The organism is Microbacterium sp. 71-36 (assembly GCF_001898305.1).
Lineage (GTDB): Bacteria > Actinomycetota > Actinomycetes > Actinomycetales > Microbacteriaceae > Microbacterium.
Genome location: NZ_MKTP01000001.1, coordinates 245,199 through 260,435 on the forward strand (window position 1 = coordinate 245,199; position 15,237 = coordinate 260,435).

General features: G+C 71.1%; 14 protein-coding genes and 1 other RNA gene. 7 read left to right on the forward strand and 8 right to left on the reverse strand.

Annotated elements, in window-relative coordinates; translation table 11 throughout:
- The first annotated feature begins 48 nt into the window (after positions 1–48).
- A complete protein-coding gene (locus BGO45_RS01160; protein WP_292690136.1) occupies positions 49–246 on the forward strand; it encodes a hypothetical protein in 198 nt (65 codons plus the stop codon).
- 6 nt (positions 247–252) lie between these two features.
- Here BGO45_RS01160 and BGO45_RS01165 read toward each other — a convergent pair whose 3' ends face one another.
- Positions 253–567, reverse strand: a complete 315-nt coding sequence (locus BGO45_RS01165; protein ID WP_292690138.1) for a DUF2277 domain-containing protein — start codon at positions 565–567, stop codon at positions 253–255.
- A gap of 108 nt (positions 568–675) precedes the next feature.
- On the opposite strand from BGO45_RS01165, the gene BGO45_RS01170 reads away from it, so the two are divergent.
- Positions 676–2,370 carry a long-chain-fatty-acid--CoA ligase gene (locus BGO45_RS01170; RefSeq protein WP_292690140.1) on the forward strand — a complete coding sequence of 565 codons (1,695 nt, stop codon included), beginning with the start codon at positions 676–678 and terminating at the stop codon, positions 2,368–2,370.
- A gap of 6 nt (positions 2,371–2,376) precedes the next feature.
- On the opposite strand, the gene BGO45_RS01175 is transcribed toward BGO45_RS01170, so the two are convergent.
- The 3 genes from BGO45_RS01175 to BGO45_RS01185 are packed head-to-tail and all read right to left on the reverse strand — an operon-like array spanning position 2,377 to position 6,952.
- Positions 2,377–5,367, reverse strand: a complete 2,991-nt coding sequence (locus BGO45_RS01175; RefSeq protein ID WP_292690142.1) for a bifunctional [glutamine synthetase] adenylyltransferase/[glutamine synthetase]-adenylyl-L-tyrosine phosphorylase — start codon at positions 5,365–5,367, stop codon at positions 2,377–2,379.
- A gap of 10 nt (positions 5,368–5,377) precedes the next feature.
- Positions 5,378–6,718: a type I glutamate--ammonia ligase gene (glnA, locus tag BGO45_RS01180; protein WP_076490419.1), complete on the reverse strand. Its 1,341-nt coding sequence runs from the start codon at positions 6,716–6,718 to the stop codon at positions 5,378–5,380.
- Between the two features lie 27 nt (positions 6,719–6,745).
- A complete protein-coding gene (locus tag BGO45_RS01185; protein WP_292690145.1) occupies positions 6,746–6,952 on the reverse strand; it encodes an SPOR domain-containing protein in 207 nt (68 codons plus the stop codon).
- A gap of 98 nt (positions 6,953–7,050) precedes the next feature.
- Between BGO45_RS01185 and ppgK the strand changes: the two genes are divergently transcribed.
- Positions 7,051–7,836, forward strand: coding sequence for a polyphosphate--glucose phosphotransferase (ppgK, locus tag BGO45_RS01190; protein ID WP_292690147.1), 786 nt, complete (start codon positions 7,051–7,053; stop codon positions 7,834–7,836).
- Between the two features lie 42 nt (positions 7,837–7,878).
- Here the strand turns inward: ppgK and BGO45_RS01195 are convergent, their stop codons facing one another.
- The 4 genes from BGO45_RS01195 to BGO45_RS01210 all read right to left on the reverse strand — a co-directional run bounded on the left by BGO45_RS01195 (position 7,879) and on the right by BGO45_RS01210 (position 11,982).
- Positions 7,879–9,015 carry an S-layer homology domain-containing protein gene (locus tag BGO45_RS01195; protein ID WP_292690149.1) on the reverse strand — a complete coding sequence of 379 codons (1,137 nt, stop codon included), beginning with the start codon at positions 9,013–9,015 and terminating at the stop codon, positions 7,879–7,881.
- Positions 9,016–9,141: 126 nt separating this feature from the next.
- Positions 9,142–9,506: RNase P RNA component class A (gene rnpB, locus BGO45_RS01200), an RNA gene on the reverse strand.
- Between the two features lie 28 nt (positions 9,507–9,534).
- Complete coding sequence (locus BGO45_RS01205; protein WP_292692806.1) at positions 9,535–11,190, reverse strand: bifunctional 3'-5' exonuclease/DNA polymerase; 1,656 nt, start codon at positions 11,188–11,190, stop codon at positions 9,535–9,537.
- A 63-nt stretch (positions 11,191–11,253) separates the two neighbouring features.
- Entirely contained in the window at positions 11,254–11,982 is a 729-nt protein-coding gene (locus BGO45_RS01210; RefSeq protein ID WP_292690151.1) for a C4-type zinc ribbon domain-containing protein, read from the reverse strand.
- A gap of 93 nt (positions 11,983–12,075) precedes the next feature.
- Between BGO45_RS01210 and BGO45_RS01215 the strand changes: the two genes are divergently transcribed.
- Genes BGO45_RS01215 through BGO45_RS01230 form a run of 4 tightly spaced genes read left to right on the forward strand, consistent with a single transcriptional unit; the run spans position 12,076 to position 15,201 of the window.
- On the forward strand, positions 12,076–12,390 hold the full coding sequence (locus BGO45_RS01215; RefSeq protein ID WP_076490414.1) for a DUF6507 family protein: 315 nt from the start codon (positions 12,076–12,078) through the stop codon (positions 12,388–12,390).
- Positions 12,387–13,604 carry a hypothetical protein gene (locus tag BGO45_RS01220; RefSeq protein ID WP_292690154.1) on the forward strand — a complete coding sequence of 406 codons (1,218 nt, stop codon included), beginning with the start codon at positions 12,387–12,389 and terminating at the stop codon, positions 13,602–13,604. The genes BGO45_RS01215 and BGO45_RS01220 overlap by 4 nt, the downstream gene beginning before the upstream one ends.
- Positions 13,601–13,930 (forward strand): hypothetical protein, encoded by a 330-nt coding sequence (locus BGO45_RS01225; RefSeq protein WP_292690156.1) that lies wholly within the window; start codon positions 13,601–13,603, stop codon positions 13,928–13,930. The genes BGO45_RS01220 and BGO45_RS01225 overlap by 4 nt, the downstream gene beginning before the upstream one ends.
- Positions 13,927–15,201, forward strand: coding sequence for a hypothetical protein (locus BGO45_RS01230; RefSeq protein ID WP_292690158.1), 1,275 nt, complete (start codon positions 13,927–13,929; stop codon positions 15,199–15,201). Before BGO45_RS01225 ends, BGO45_RS01230 begins: the two co-directional genes overlap by 4 nt.
- Positions 15,202–15,237 lie beyond the last annotated feature (36 nt).

The following is a 15,237-nucleotide window of genomic DNA, read 5'->3' on the forward strand; positions in this document are numbered from 1 at the left end:
CGGACGGCGGAGGACCGCCTCTGGCCACGGTCGCGTCTGGATGTCGACATGATTCCGGCGAATCCCGCCGAGGGCACGATCGACGTGCTGGAGCTCCGTGCGACCTCGACGTGCGAGCCGGGTGATGCCGGCGCGCTGCTGGATGAGTTGCGGGGTCCGCTCACCGCGGTGCCGCAAGACGATGGCATCCCGGATCTGGAGAGCCCGGATGCCACTCCCCTGTTCGAGCGCTTCGCGGAGGGATGATCCGGATCAGGATGCCGAGCGCGCGGCGCGCTTCTGCTCCTGGAACACGCGGATCGCCTCGTAACGATCGGCCGACCGCGCCTGCCGCTTCGCCGCCTCGACCTCGCGCGTCTTCGGCGGCGCGGCGGTGACGAGGTCGTCGAGCAGCCGGCGCGTGGCCCTGGCAATCTCGTCGACCGCGCGGTCGAACACCTCCTGGTTCGCGCGGGAGGGCTTCGTCGTCCCCGTGGTCTTCCGCACGAACTGCAGAGCCGCGTCGTGGCACTCGTCGTCGGACGCCGGCGGCTCGAAGTTGTGGAGGGGCACGATGTTGCGACACATGCCGACAGGCTAGGCCGCTCCCTCGGCGCACGGAAGGTCCCGGCTTCTCGGCATCCGCACAGGCGTCGCGCTGCTCGCGTGTCGGTGGCGTCGGGAAGGATGGATGCCATGACCTCCCCTTACGCGTCGCGTCCGTGGCTGAGCTCGTACGCCGAGGGCGTGCCGCACGACATCGACGAGCCCTCGCAGACGCTGCCCGAGATGATCGCGGACTCCGTCCACCGATACGGCAAGGGCGTCGCGCTGGAGTTCTTCGGTGCGCAGACGACCTACCGCGAGCTGGGCGACCAGATCGCCCGCGCGGCCGAGGGCCTACGCCGCCTGGGTCTCAAAGCGGGCGACCGTGTCGCGCTCGTGCTGCCGAACTGCCCGCAGCACGTGGTCGCGTTCTACGCGGCGCTGCGACTCGGGGCGATCGTGATCGAGCACAACCCGCTGTACACCGCGCGCGAGCTGCGGCACCAGTTCGAGGATCACGGCGCGACCTTCGCGATCGTCTGGGACAAGGTGGCCGACCTCGTCGCCGACTTCCCCTCGGATCTCGCGCTCCAGCACATCGTCGCGGTGGACATCACCCGGGCGATGCCCTTCGGCACGCGCATGGCGCTGCGGCTGCCGGTGAAGAAGGCCCGTGAGTCCCGCGCGCAGCTGACGGCCGAGCCCTCGTCGAAGCGACCGATCGCGTGGGAGAAGCTCCTCACCCACGGAAAGCTCTCCCGCAAGCACGAGGGGCCGCTCCTCGACGACATCGCGCTGCTGCAGTACACCAGCGGAACGACGGGGACGCCGAAGGGCGCGATCCTGACGCACCGGAACCTTCGCGCGAACGCGATGCAGGGCCGCGCGTGGGTACCGGGCCTCCACGACGGCGAGGAGACGTTCTACGGCGTCCTCCCGCTCTTCCACGCGTACGGGCTCACCCTCTGCCTGACGTTCGCGATGAGCATTGGTGCGAAGCTCGTGCTGTTCCCCAAGTACGACCTCGACCTCGTGGCATCCGCGGTCAAGAAGAGCCCGCCGACGTTCCTCCCGGCGGTTCCGCCCATCTACGACCAGCTCGCGCGCGCCGCCTCCCGCGGCACGCTCGACCTCTCGACGGTCCGCTTCGCGATCTCGGGGGCGATGAGCCTGCCGGTGGCGACCGTCGACCGTTGGGAGACGGCGACCGGCGGGTTGCTGGTGGAGGGCTACGGCATGACCGAGTCGTCGCCCGTCGCGCTCGGCAACCCGATCGGACCGTCGCGGCGCCCCGGCACCGTGGGAGTGCCGTTCCCGAGTACCGACATCCGGGTGGTCGATCCCGACGACCCCGAGAAGGACCTTCCTCTCGGTGAGTCCGGTGAGCTGCTGCTACGCGGCCCGCAGGTGTTCGAGGGCTACTGGAACCGGCCGACCGACACGGCGGCGACGCTTCTCGACGGCGGGTGGCTGCGCACGGGCGACATCGCCTCGGTGTCCGCCGACGGCTTCGTCACGATCGTCGACCGGTTGAAGGAGATCATCATCACCGGCGGCTTCAACGTCTCGCCCAGCGAGGTCGAGGACGTGCTGGTGTCGCACCCCGACATCGAGGGTGCGGCCGTTGTCGCTCTCCCGAAGCCCCGCGGAGGCGAAGACGTGGCGGCCGCGATCGTCGTGCGCGATGGCGTCGAGATCGAACCGGAGGCGATCCGCGACTACTGCAAGTCGCGACTGGCGTCGTACAAGGTCCCGCGGCGGGTGGTCGTCGTCGACGACCTGCCCCGTTCGCTCATCGGGAAGGTGCTGCGCCGCGAGGTGCGCGAGCGACTCCTGGCATCCTGAGGTCGATCACCCGTAGAAGAGCTTCTCGAACACGCGGCGGGCCCGCCGCGTGGCACCGAGATAGTCCTCTTCGACCTGGGTGGCCGAGTGGGGCGGGTACTCGAGGATCCGCCCGATGCCGTCCAGACGCGCACGGTCGGCGGGCAGCACGTCGCTCGTCTGCCCCGACAACAGGGTGTTGGCCGAGCGCAGGCGGCTGGCGAGGTGCCAGGATGCCGCGAGCTTCTCCGCGGCGTCCGAAGCGATGAGCCCCGCCTCCACGGCCGCCTGCAGCGCGCCCAGGGTCGACGTCGTCCGCATCGCCGGAACCGCCCGCGCGTGCTGGAGCTGGAGGATCTGCACGAGCCACTCGACGTCGCTGATCGAGCCGGGACCGAGCTTGAGGTGCCGGGCGGGATCGGCTCCCTGCGGCAGGCGCTCGTTCTCGACCCGCGCCTTGATGCGGCGGATCTCCCGCAATCCGTTCGGGTCGGCGTTCGCCGGGTAGCGCACGTCGTCGGCGAGGGCCAGGAAGTCGGCGATGAGCTTGACGCTGCCGGCGACCCCGCGGGCGCGCAGCAGGGCCTGCGCCTCCCACGACAACGACCACCGCCGGTAGTACTCGGCGTAGGCGTCGAGCGAGCGCGCCAGCGGACCGCTGCGCCCCTCGGGTCGCAGCTCCGCGTCGAGGTCGAGCGGGAGGCGGTGGTCCTCCGAGTGTTCGCGGAGGCCCGCGACGAGCTTCAACGCGAGTGTGCTCGCGCGCTGCGGGTCGATGCCGTTCGCCCGATAGACGTACATCACGTCGGCATCCGAGCCGAAGCCGATCTCGCGACCGCCGAAGCGTCCCATCGCGATGACGGAGAAGTCGAGGGCGTCGTCCTCGGGCGGGACGACCTCGCGCCGGACCGCGCGCAGCGTCGCCTGGATCGTCACCTCGGTGATCGTCGTCAGGGCGTCCGAGAGCTCCTCGAGCGAGACGACCTCGAGGACCGCCGCCATCGCCACGCGCAGCATCTCGCGTCGTCGGAGCGCGCGCACCGAGCGCATGGCGCCGTCGATGTCGTCCCAACGGGTCTGAATGGCCCGCGCCTCCTCCTGGAGGGCCGCTCCCGAGCGGGGACGCAGGAGCGCGTCGTCATCGAGCCACGCGACCGACTCGGGGATCCACTCCATCAGCTCGCCGATGTAGCGCGACCCCGACAGCACGCGGGTGAGGCTCTCTGCGGCGCCGGCCGAGTCGCGCAGCATCCGCAGGAACCACGGGGTGTTGCCCAGGCGCTCGCTGATGCGGCGGAAGACCAGAAGGCCGTAGTCGGGGTCGACGCCGTCGGCGAACCATCGGATCATGATCGGCATCAGGTGCCGCTGGATCGTCGCCTTGCGACTCAGGCCGCTGGTGAGCGCAGCGATGTGGCGCAGCGCACCCGCCGGGTCGCGGAAGCCGATGGCGGCGAGACGGTCGCGTGCCTGCTCTGTGGAGAGGGTCCGCTCGCCCTCGGGCAGCGCCGCCACGGCCGACAGCAGCGGCCGGTAGAACAGCCGGACGTGGATGTCGCGCACCTCGCGCTTGATGCTCTCCCACGCGGTCTGCACGCCCGCGGCGGAGTCCGCGAGTCGGGTGGCGCGCGCGAGGACGCGGAGATCGTCGTCCTTCTCGGGGAGCAGGGCTGTGCGACGCAGGCCGCGGAGCTGCAGCCGATGCTCGATGAGACGCAGCAGACGGTAGTCGCGGCCGAAGGCCTCCGCTTCGCTGCGACCGATGTACCCCTCGGCGACGAGCGCGTCGAGAGCCTCCAACGTCCCGCGCTGACGGATGCGTTCGTCGGTGAGCCCGTGGACGAGCTGCAGCAGCTGCACGGTGAACTCGACATCCCGGATGCCACCCGGACCGAGCTTCACCTGACGGTTCACTTCGCTCGCCGGGATGTGATCGGTGACCCGCTCGCGCATGCGCTGCACGCCCTCGACGAAGTTCTCGCGGGCGGCGCTCTGCCACACCAGGGGCTGCACGGCGGCGATGTACTCCGCGCCGAGAGCGGCGTCGCCGGCGATCGCCCGCGCCTTGAGTAGCGCCTGGAACTCCCAGCTCTTCGCCCATCGCGCGTAGTACTGCTCGTGGGCGCCGAGGCTGCGGACGAGCGCCCCCTGCTTGCCCTCGGGGCGGAGGTTCGGGTCGACCTCCCACAGCGGGGGCTCGATCTCCGGGCCGGAGATGCCGCGCATCGTCTGCACCGCGAGCCGGGTCCCGATGTCGATCGCGCGAGCCTCGGAGACGACGTCTTCGTCGGACGTGCCGCCGACGAAGATCACGTCGACGTCGCTGACATAGTTCAGCTCGCGCGCGCCGGTCTTCCCCATCGCGATGATCGCGAATCGGGTCGCCGCGACCTGGGCGCGCGGGAACGCGGCCGGGCCGGTGCCCGCGACGCGCGACCGGGCGACGCTGAGAGACGCCTCCAGGGCGGCGCCCGCGAGATCCGCGAGCGATGCGGAGACGACGTCGATCGCCGCCGCCGAGTCATCCTGGCCGAGATCGTAGGCGGCGATCCGTGCGAGCAGACGCCGATAGCGGACGCGCAGCGCGACCCACGCGGCATCCGTCGCGTCGGCGGCGAAACCCTCGACGTCACCGACGGATGCCAGCAGCTCGGTGCGCATCAGGTGCTCGTCCGGGACCGTCAGTCCCGCACCGGCGAGATGAGCGATCTCGTCGGGGTGTCGCAGGTAGAACTCCGCGAACCCGTCCGAGGCGCCCACGATGTCCCACAGGGCGCGCCAGGTGCCCGCATCCGCCGCGGCGGAGCGGATCGCGCCCGGATCGCGTCGCGCGATCTGCAGGAGCGCCGAGAGGGCACGGTCGGGGTCGGCCACGCGCTGCGCGAGCGCCATGGCATCCGCCCGTCCGGCACCGGTCAGCTGCCCGAGCTCGCCCAGACCCGCATCGGCTTCCGCGAGACGCGAGAAGCCGGTGCGGGCCAGGGCGGTGAGCGCCGTCGATCGATCGCCCGAGATCATCACAGCCCGGTCAGAGCGCCTCGAGGTTGCTCTGCAGCTCGAAGGGCGTGACCTGTGCGCGGTACTGCTGCCATTCGCGACGCTTGTTCAGCAGCACGTACTTGAAGACCTGCTCCCCCAGCGTCTCGGCGACCAGCTCGGATTCTTCGAGGTACTCGAGGGCGTGGTCGAGGCTCGCCGGCAGCGGCGCGTAGCCCAGGGCGCGGCGCTCGGCGTCGGTGAGTGACCAGACGTTGTCTTCGGCCTCGGGCGGCAGCTCGTAGCCCTCTTCGATGCCCTTCAGACCCGCCGCGAGCATCAGCGCGTACGACAGGTACGGGTTCGCCGCCGAGTCGAGGGCGCGGTACTCGACCCGCGTGGACTGGCCCTTGTTCGGCTTGTACAGGGGCACGCGCACCAGGGCGGAGCGGTTGTTGTGGCCCCAGCAGATGAAGCTGGGCGCCTCGTCGCCACCCCACAGCCGCTTGTACGAGTTGACGAACTGGTTCGTGACGGCCGAGATCTCGTTGGCGTGACGCAGGAGCCCCGCGATGAACTGGCGTCCGACCTTCGACAGCTGGTACTGGCCGCCCTCTTCGTAGAAGGCGTTCATGTCGCCCTCGAACAGCGACATGTGCGTGTGCATGCCGCTACCGGGCTGGCCGCTGAGGGGCTTCGGCATGAACGTGGCGTACACGCCCTGCTCGATCGCGACCTCCTTGACGACCGTGCGGAACGTCATGATGTTGTCGGCCGTGGTGAGGGCGTCGGCGTAGCGCAGATCGATCTCGTTCTGACCGGGACCGCCCTCGTGGTGGCTGAACTCGACGGAGATCCCGAGGTCCTCCAGCATGCGCACCGATCGGCGACGGAAGTCGTGCGCAGTGCCGCCGGGCACGTTGTCGAAGTAGCCGGCCGAGTCGACGGGCTCGGGTCGCCCGTCGGGACCGAGCTGCGACGACTTCAGCAGGTAGAACTCGATCTCGGGGTGCGTGTAGAACGTGAACCCGGCATCGGCCGCTTTCGCGAGCGTGCGCTTGAGGACGTGCCGCGGGTCGGCCACCGCGGGCTGACCGTCGGGCGTGGTGATGTCGCAGAACATGCGTGCCGTCGGGTCGATCTCGCCGCGCCACGGCAGGATCTGGAACGTCGTCGGGTCGGGGTGGGCGAGCAGGTCGGACTCGTACGAGCGGGTGAGCCCCTCGATGGCCGAGCCGTCGAAGCCCAGGCCCTCGCTGAAGGCGCCCTCGACCTCGGCCGGCGCGATCGCCACCGACTTCAGGGTTCCGACGACGTCGGTGAACCACAGGCGCACGAACTTCACGCCGCGTTCCTCGATCGTCCGCAGGACGAAATCGCGCTGCTTGTCCATCGTTCTCCTCGTTCTCGGTGGGAGGGATCAGCGGCCGGAGCCGGAGCCCCAGTCGGAGTCGCGGGCGTCGTCTTCGGCCCACTGCTTCGAGCGTTCCTTCATCAGCTGGGGGGCGCGCGCGGCTTCCTCGGCGGTGTCGAAGGGACCCGCGCGGTCGATCGCCGGCGACTCGTAGCCCTGCTCGACCTGACCGGTCTCGAGGTTGTACCAGTACTTCTGATTCTCGTCGCTCACGATCGCTCCTTGCGTGGGTCTCGCTCCGCAGCGGACGTCTGGCGGGCGCTCTCCCGATCCTACTGATCCGGGCCGTCAGCCTGGATAGGCTGGAGGGTATGGCAACGAATGCGTCGCGTGCGGTCGGAGTGGACATCGGCGGAACCGGGATCAAGGCGGGAATCGTCGACCTGGATGCCGGTGAGCTCATCAGCGACCGGGTGAAGGTCTCCACTCCGAAGGGCGCCGAGCCCGCGGACGTGCTGGCAGCGGTCAAGGAGGTGCTCCAGACGCTGGAGGCGCCGGACGACCTGCCGCTCGGCGTGGCGTTCCCCGCGATCGTGAAGAACGGTCGGACGCTGTCCGCCGCGAACGTGGCCTCGTCGTGGATCGGCTTCGAGGCCGAGAAGTTCTTCGAGCACGGCCTGTCCCGTGACATCCACTTCGCCAACGACGCCGACGTGGCGGGCATCGCCGAGGTGCGCTACGGCGCCGCGAAGGGCGTGAACGGCCTCGTGATCCTCACCACCCTCGGCACCGGCATCGGGTCCGCCATGATCTACGACGGCGTCCTCATCCCGAACAGCGAGCTGGGTCACCTTCAGCGCGCCGAGCACAAGAAGGATGCGGAGGGCTACGCCGCCTACTCCGCGATGGAGCGCGACGAGCTGTCGTGGGAGAAGTGGGCGAAGCGTCTGCAGTGGTACTACGACTACGTCGAGTTCCTCTTCAGCCCCGACCTCATCGTGGTCGGCGGCGGGGTGTCGAAGCACTCCGAGGAGTTCCTGCCGCTGCTGAAGCTGCACGCGCCGATCGTCCCGGCGAAGCACCGCAACAACGCGGGCATCATCGGCGCGGCGTCGCTGGCGGTGCCGGTGCCCGAGGCGCTGCCCGCGGTGAAGTAGGACTCCCCCGCGGGCAGCGATCGAGCTCGCCCGTGCCGGATCTCAGCGGCCGGGCCGTACCTCAGCGGCTTCCGAGAGCCCGGCGATGTCGGCTCCCAGGGGGAGCGATGCGATGGGCGCCGTGAATTCTGCGCCGCCGGAGACCGATCGGCGGGACTGGTTCTGGAACAGGCCGGCGGTGCGGTAGAGGAACGCGGCCATGGCGTCGCGGGTGATGTTCTCGTAGGGGCGGAATTCCTTCTTGCCGCCGGCCGCGGGCCAGCCCGTGGAGATGCCCTTCTGCGAGAGCCAGCTGATCGCATCGTAGAACGGCCCATCCGTGGCGACGTCGGTGAAGGGCGAAGTGGCAGGCGTGCTCTCCGGCGGGAGCGCGTCACCGAGCATGCGCTCGAGGAACGCCGCCATCGCGGCCCGGGTGATCGGGCTGGCGGGCCGGTACTCGCGCCCGTTTCCCGACGGCCATCCGGTACTCACCCCCGAATTCTTGAGCCACAGGATCTGCTTGTAGAACGGGTGGCTCTTGGGAACGTCCACGAACGGCGAGGGGCCGTCGACGGAAACCTCCGGCGACCCCGCGAACCGGTAGAGGAACGCCGCCATGGCGTCGCGGGTCACCGAGCCGAAGGGGCGGTACTCCTGGCGCGGAAGATAGGGGCTGTACGGGTCGTTCTCCCCCGTGCTGGGCGGCAGCGGGTAGCCGGTGGAGATGCCGGTCTCGGCCATCCACCGGATCTCCTTGTAGAAGCTCGCGTTGTAGGGGACGTCCTGGAAGGGGCTCCAGCAGTCCTCCGGCAGCAGAGCGAAGTACGCATCGGTGAACGCGGCACCGCCGGTGACTCCCAGCTGCCAGATCACGTCGTCGAAGTAGGTCAGCGGGACCTCCCACGTGTATTCCCCCGGGTAGTGGAATGTCTTGACGCTCGAGGCTTCCTGCTGACGCTCCTGGAAGTGGTGGGCGTAGAGCTGGGCGTCGCCCGAGCCCGAGCCGCCCGAGCCGTCCTTGAGCGAGAACGACAGGACCATCGTCGCCGAGGCGCCGCATTCGAATCGGATGTAGATCGGCCCGTCCGCCACAGGAGAGGACGATGCTGCATTCGCGGCGGCGGGAACCAGTACCGACCCGGCCACGAGGCCCAGCGTGATCGCGGCCGAGATCAGACGTCGACGGAAAGTGCTCATTCGGTGCGTGCCCCCCATGGCAGAACTCGGCATTCGCATAGCCGCTTCTCGGAAAGCTACCAGGGTTCACATGACGAACACGTGAACAGACCCGCACCGTGAGGGGCGACGGCGTCCGACGGAGCGCGAATGGGCCGGCCTGTACGCCGGGTTCTGTCCGGGGGCGTGAGCCCCGTGGACGGTCATCTCTCTCGGCGACACGTTGCCGTGCCGCTCCAGCGGCCTACCCGGGGACTCGGCGAGCCGCGTCGTCATCCCCTGTCTGGCCTTGCTCCGGACGAGGTTTACCTCGCGGGTCGTGTCACCACGACCCCGGTGGTCTCTTACACCACCCTTTCACCCTTACCCGCGCCGTGGAGCGCGGGCGGTCTGCTCTCTGTGGCACTGTCTCGCGGATTGCTCCGGGTGGGCGTTACCCACCGTCCTGCCCTGTGGAGCCCGGACGTTCCTCGGCACGGGTGAACCCGTGACGCGACCGTCCAGCCGACCCATTCGCATCGTCGAGTCTACGCGGGCGCGTCAGCCCTTCTCGGCCGTCTCGCCGATGCGCAGGTCGAGGGGGAAGTCGATCGGGAACGTCCCGAACAGCAGCCGGCCCGCGGATGCCGCGGACTCCCGCACCGCGTCGGCCACGGCGTCCGCGTGCTCGACCGGGGTGTGCACGACGATCTCGTCGTGCAGGTAAAACGCCAGGTGCGGCACCCGCGCGAACGCCGGGCCGGACGCGGGGGCCGCGCGGATGGCATCCACGGGTTCGAGGGCGGACAGGCGGGTGCGCAGGTCGGCGAGCCACGCGAGGGCCCACTCGGCGGCGGTCCCCTGCACGACGAAGTTGCGCGTGAAGCGGCCGCGGTCGCGGGCGGCGCGGCGCGCGCGGGTCTCGTCGACCCCGGATGCCTCGGCGTCGCTCGCCTGCGACTGCACGGCCCGCCACAGGTCGCCGGCGGGCGGTGACGTGCGGCCGAGCCAGGTGTGGACGCGGCCACCCTCCTCGCCGACGCGCGCGGCGTCGTCGACGAGCGCCATCGCGCGCGGGAACGTGCGCCGCAGCCGCGGCACGAGGCGTCCGCTCTCGCCGCTCGTCGCCCCGTACATGGCGCCGAGCATCGCGATCTTGGCGTCGGCGCGGCTACCGACTGCTCCGGCATCCACGATCCCGGCGTACAGGTCACGACCGGATGCCGCCTCGGCCAACGCCGTGTCGCGGGCCATCGCGGCGAGCACCCGCGGTTCGAGCTGCGCGACGTCGGCGGTGACGAGGGTCCAGCCCGGGTCTGCGCGGACGGCGGTGCGCAGCTGCCGTGGGATCTGCAGCGCTCCCCCGCCCGACGACGCCCAGCGCCCCGTCACCACGCCCGCGGGCACGTAGACGGGCCGGAAGCGGGCGTCGCGCACCCACTCGGCCATCCACGCCCAGCCGTTCGCGGTGTAGAGGCGCATGAGCTTCTTGTACGCGATCAGCGGGGCGACGACGGGGTGGTCGTGCTCGGCGAGCTCCCACCGATTCGTCGATTGCACGAGGAGCCCGGCGCGGTGCAGTGCCCGCAGGAGTCGCGGCTGCGAGTCGAGGGAGACGGACGGATCCCCGAGCGCGTCACGGACGGCGGCCGCGGCCCGCTCGATGTTCGTCGGCAGCCCGCCGCCCACTCGCGTGCCGAGTTGTTCCGCGAGCAGGCGCTCGTGCGCCTCGACGCTCCACGGGAGCCCGGCGGCCTGCAGCTCCGCGGCGATCAGCGCCCCCGCCGATTCCGCGGCGGCGAGCAGGCGCAGCGCCCCCGGTGTGGTCGCGGCGGCGATCGCAGCGCGCTGACGGCGGTACTCGGCGGCGGCCGACTCGATGTCGTCGGGCGGGCCGCTGCGGGCGGCGCCGAGCGAGAAGAGCGTGTCGGTGTCGTCGGAGGTCGGGGCGGCGGCATCCCACTCCCGATGCGCGCGAAGGCCGCCATCGTCGACGACGGCCTCGGCGTCGCGGAGGACGGCGTGCACCAGCCGGAGGTCCCAGGCGCGGGCCACGCGGACCCCGGATGCCAGTACCGGGCCGTACCAGGTGGCGGTGTCGCTCCACACCCATCGCACGTCGCCGACCGCCTCGCGGTCCCGGATCGCGGCGGGCAGACCGTCGCGTGCGACCGTGACGGTGCGGACGACGGAGCCGGCGGCATCCAGCTCGCTCAGCCCGACGGCTCCGGATGCCGTGCGCCCGACGACGACCTCAGTCGAGGAGGACGCCAGGACCGGTCACCGCGATTCTTCGGTGCGGACGAGGATCGCGCCGCACTCGGGGCAGAACACGACCTCGTCGGTCTGCGCGCGGCGCACCTCGGCGAGATCGCTCGGCGGCAGGACCATGCGGCAGGCTTCGCACGCGCCCGCGCGCAGGAGTCCGGCCCCCGTGCCGCGGGCGGCGAGATGCTCGTACAGGGCGAGGAGATCGGCGGGGACGGCTCCGGCGACGGCGTCGCGATCGCGACGTGCGGCCTCGAGGCGGTCGGTGGCCTCGGACACCACACGCTTGGCCTCGGCGCTCAGCTCGGCACCCTGCGCGTTGGTCTCGGCGATGAGGGCCTCTTGTTCGGCGACCGCGGCGTCGGCGGCCTCGAGCTGTTCCATGAGGGCGATCTCGGCGTCTTCGAGATCGCTCTTGCGGCGCGCCAGTGAGGCCAGCTCCGCCTCGAAGCCCTGCGCCTGCTTGGCGTTGGTGGCGGCGGCCAGACGCTCGGCGTCGCGCTTGACGCGCGCGTCGACGACGGCCAAGTCGGATTCGACCCGCGCCAATTCGGCCTTCAGGTCGTCGCGGGCGTTCGCGCGATCGCCGAGCTCTTGCGAGAGCGTCGAGCGCTGCGCGATGAGCTCACGCACCTTCGCAGCCTGCGGCGGGTTGCCCTTGACGTGCTCGTCGCGCAGGATCCGCGCATCGAGGTCGGCGAGATCGAGCAGTTTGCGCTGGTCGGCGGGGTCGGCGTTCACGGACTCCACGCTACCCCGGCCGTCCGACACGCCGGGACCTCCGTTAGCCTGGAGGCCACGGAACCCCCCCCACCGATGAATGGATGCGATCCGATGACCTGGAGCATCGATCCCCCTCAGGCGCGCGGTATCTGCCGCACCGCCGACGAGCGGGCCGCCGCGATCGACTCGATCGTCGCCACGACCGCCGGAGCGTTCGAGTCCGCGCAGGCCGCGGTCGGTGACGGCGAGACCGCCACAGCTCTCGGCGAGGTCGCCGCGGACCCCTTCCTGATCAGACTCGCCGGCATGCGCCGAATGGTCAGCACGGTCACCGAGACGACCGAAAGCGTCATCTCGCTGTACGAGCAGACCGACTACGAGATGGCCGCGCAGACGCAGTCGACGATGAGCGGACTGGAGCCGTGAGCGGACTGGGCGGGACACCGGCCACCATTCCGAGCTCCGCCGCCGTCTCCGGTGCGGCGGACACCCTCGCGGCGGCCCTCGACGGCCTGGACGATGCGGTCTCCGACATCACGGCCACCTGGGGTGGGCTCAGCGCCGTGTACGAGGCGCCCGAGGCGCAGACCGCGTACGGCGCGCTGGCCCCGCTCTCCCCCGCCGCGGAGGAACTGACCACGGCGCTCTCCACGGCCGTGTCGGCGCTGCGCACGTACGCCCAGGCGCTGGTGGGTCTCGAGACCCGACGGGCTGCGATCGTGGCCGACCTCGCGACGGTGAAGCAGCAGGCGACCCTGGATGCCGAAGACCGCGACCCCGACGCCCCGAGCGCGGGAAGCGTCGCCGGCGACCGCTTCCGGTTCGACGCCGACGCGGCCGCCGCCGACGCGGAATGCGCGAGCGCGCTCCGTGGCCTGCGCACGTCCCTCAGCTGGGCGCTGAACGGCGGTCTCGACATCGTCACCGGGAACAGCGGTTCGGCCGTCCAGGGTCTCGCGTCCGAGCTCCTCCAGCGCTATCGCGGAACGCTGATGGTCCCGGGGCCCGGTGCGGTCCTCCCGGACGAGATCCGCTTGACGGCCGGTGACATCAACCCCACCTGGCCGCGCTCGAAGATCGACGGACAGATCTGGGTGCAGCGGCCTTCGGGGGCCTGGATGCTGGAGAGCAACCTGCTCCCCGACACTCCTCTCCCCTCGACCCGCCTCCCCGGATGGTCGGGCGTGCCGCAGTTCGCGCCGAACGAGGTGGGGACGCCCCCGGCCTGGGCCGGACACGCAGGCAAGGCGCTGTCGGTGGTCGGTGCGGGCCTGACGTACTGGAGCGTCTACGGCGAGAGCTACAACGACACCCTCACCCGGCATCCCGACTGGAGCGAAGATCAGCGTCAGCAGGAGGCCTGGACGGACACCGCCGTCGTCGGCACCTCGTCGGTGGTCGCCGGTGCCGGTGGTGCGTGGGGTGGCGCGGCGGCGGGTGCCGCCATCGGGTCGATCTTCCCCGGCCCGGGAACGGTCATCGGGGGCATCGTGGGCGGTGTGATCGGCGGTGTCGCCGGAGGGTGGGGCGGACAGAAGGTGTCGCAGGACATCATGGACGACGTGCGCGGCGAGAACACGACCATCATGGCGCCGGGGCCACTGGGCACGGCCGAGCAGCCGGCAGGGAACGTCCTGTGACCGCCGGGCTGCTCGTCGGGATCCTCTTCCTCGCCGGAGGGGTCGTCGCCTACACCGGAGCCTGGAAGGGCTGGATCCGCGTCCGCCGCGGGTTCGGCGCGACCATCGGGTTCGCGTGGCTGTGGATCGGCCTGGCCCTCCTCGTCGGGGCCGTGGCTCTGCTGGTCGAGTCCGCGTCGCGTCCGGCCTTCTTCGTCCTGATCGGAGTGGCGGCCGTTCTGCTGGTCGTCGGAGCCGTCGGGCTCTTCTGGCTGCCGAGGTTCCTTCTTCCCGCGTGGTTCCGCGTCCTGCGGGGCGACGACATCCGATCGAACGGACGCGCATGAAGTTCTTCACCGGTCGGGCGCCCGCCGAACCCGCGATCCTGATCGCGGAGACGCTCCACGCGAACGTCACGTACCCCAACTGGGTCGAGACGTCCGACTTCGACGGCGCCGACGTGGTCCTCACGCCGGTCGATCGCCCCGAGGGTTTCGTCCCCAATCTCGTGCTCACGTCCGTCGCCAGCACGGCCCCGCTGACGGATGCCTCGACCGCGGCGTTCCACGCTGCCCGGGCCCAGCACCCCGGGGCCTACGTGATCGCCGTCGATCTGTGGCACCCGACCGCGGACGGCTCCGCGGCGCGGGGACGGCGCATCGTCTTCGTGTACCGCGCGGAGAACGGGCAGGACGTCGTCGTCTCGAAGTGGGTGTGGGCGACCGGCACGCACCACGTCCACCTGTCGGCCAGCTGCTCCCCCTCCCAGTGGACGGCGTACGCGCCCGTGTTCGACGGCGTCGCCGCGCACCTCGCGCTGACCGCCGACCCGGAGGCGGTGGCTGCGGCGGCTTCCGCACCCGGTGACGCGCCCCTCGACGCGGCGCTCACCGCCCGGGAGGGCCACGCCATCGAGTCGCTCGACGGCATCCCCGCCCCCACGTTCCTCTCCGCGGCCCCGCGTGCGTCCACCGCGGCACTGCAGGCGCTGCTCTCCGGGGCGACGAAGACGCGTGTGGGCGCGGCCTACGGCATCCTCGCACGCGCCGATCGCGGCACCGCGGAGGCTCAGGAGCTTCAGGATGCCGGGTGGGTCGAGGCCGACGGGCGGCTGACCCGCGAAGGCGGTGCTGCGGGCACGGCGCTCGCCGCGAACCGGCACGTGATGACCGCGCAGACGCGGCGGGGCGATCGGGCCGCGCTGCTGGTCGCCTACGCAGGTCCGCGCGGCGTGCTCGTCCTGCACGATCCTTCTCACACCGAGGTGCCGGCGACGGACGGCGCGGCGCGCCACGCGGTCGTCCTCGACCCGGACCACGTGCCGACCTTCGTCTCGGCGTGGCTGGGTCTCACTCCCGGCTGGCCCGTGAGCGAGGAGGGTGAGGAGATCACGGCCGCCGACCTCGCCGCGCACGTGGCGTCCGACGACCCCACCGTCGAACCGTGGACCGAGGTGCTCGTCCGCAGCGAGGGCGTGGAGCTCTACGACGCGATCTCGCCGTCGCGCGGCTGGTTGCACCTCGGGGCGCCGGTCGACGGCATCCATCCGCTGCGCGCCGAGCCGACGGCCGCCGTGTTCGACGCTCTCGCGGCGTCGGTCTCGCGCGCCCGCGCCTGAGCACGCCGATCGTCTCGGGCTAGACTCGAGACCTCC

Bases quoted from the DNA above. Each gene is read 5' to 3' on its own strand.
- BGO45_RS01165 (WP_292690138.1), bottom strand. From the start codon at position 567: ATGTGTCGCAACATCGTGCCCCTCCACAACTTCGAGCCGCCGGCGTCC.
- glnA (WP_076490419.1), bottom strand. From the start codon at position 6,718: ATGGACAAGCAGCGCGATTTCGTCCTGCGGACGATCGAGGAACGCGGC.
- BGO45_RS01175 (WP_292690142.1), bottom strand. From the start codon at position 5,367: ATGATCTCGGGCGATCGATCGACGGCGCTCACCGCCCTGGCCCGCACC.
- ppgK (WP_292690147.1), top strand. From the start codon at position 7,051: ATGGCAACGAATGCGTCGCGTGCGGTCGGAGTGGACATCGGCGGAACC.
- BGO45_RS01215 (WP_076490414.1), top strand. From the start codon at position 12,076: ATGACCTGGAGCATCGATCCCCCTCAGGCGCGCGGTATCTGCCGCACC.
- BGO45_RS01230 (WP_292690158.1), top strand. From the start codon at position 13,927: ATGAAGTTCTTCACCGGTCGGGCGCCCGCCGAACCCGCGATCCTGATC.
- BGO45_RS01195 (WP_292690149.1), bottom strand. From the start codon at position 9,015: ATGAGCACTTTCCGTCGACGTCTGATCTCGGCCGCGATCACGCTGGGC.
- BGO45_RS01160 (WP_292690136.1), top strand. From the start codon at position 49: ATGATTCCGGCGAATCCCGCCGAGGGCACGATCGACGTGCTGGAGCTC.
- BGO45_RS01170 (WP_292690140.1), top strand. From the start codon at position 676: ATGACCTCCCCTTACGCGTCGCGTCCGTGGCTGAGCTCGTACGCCGAG.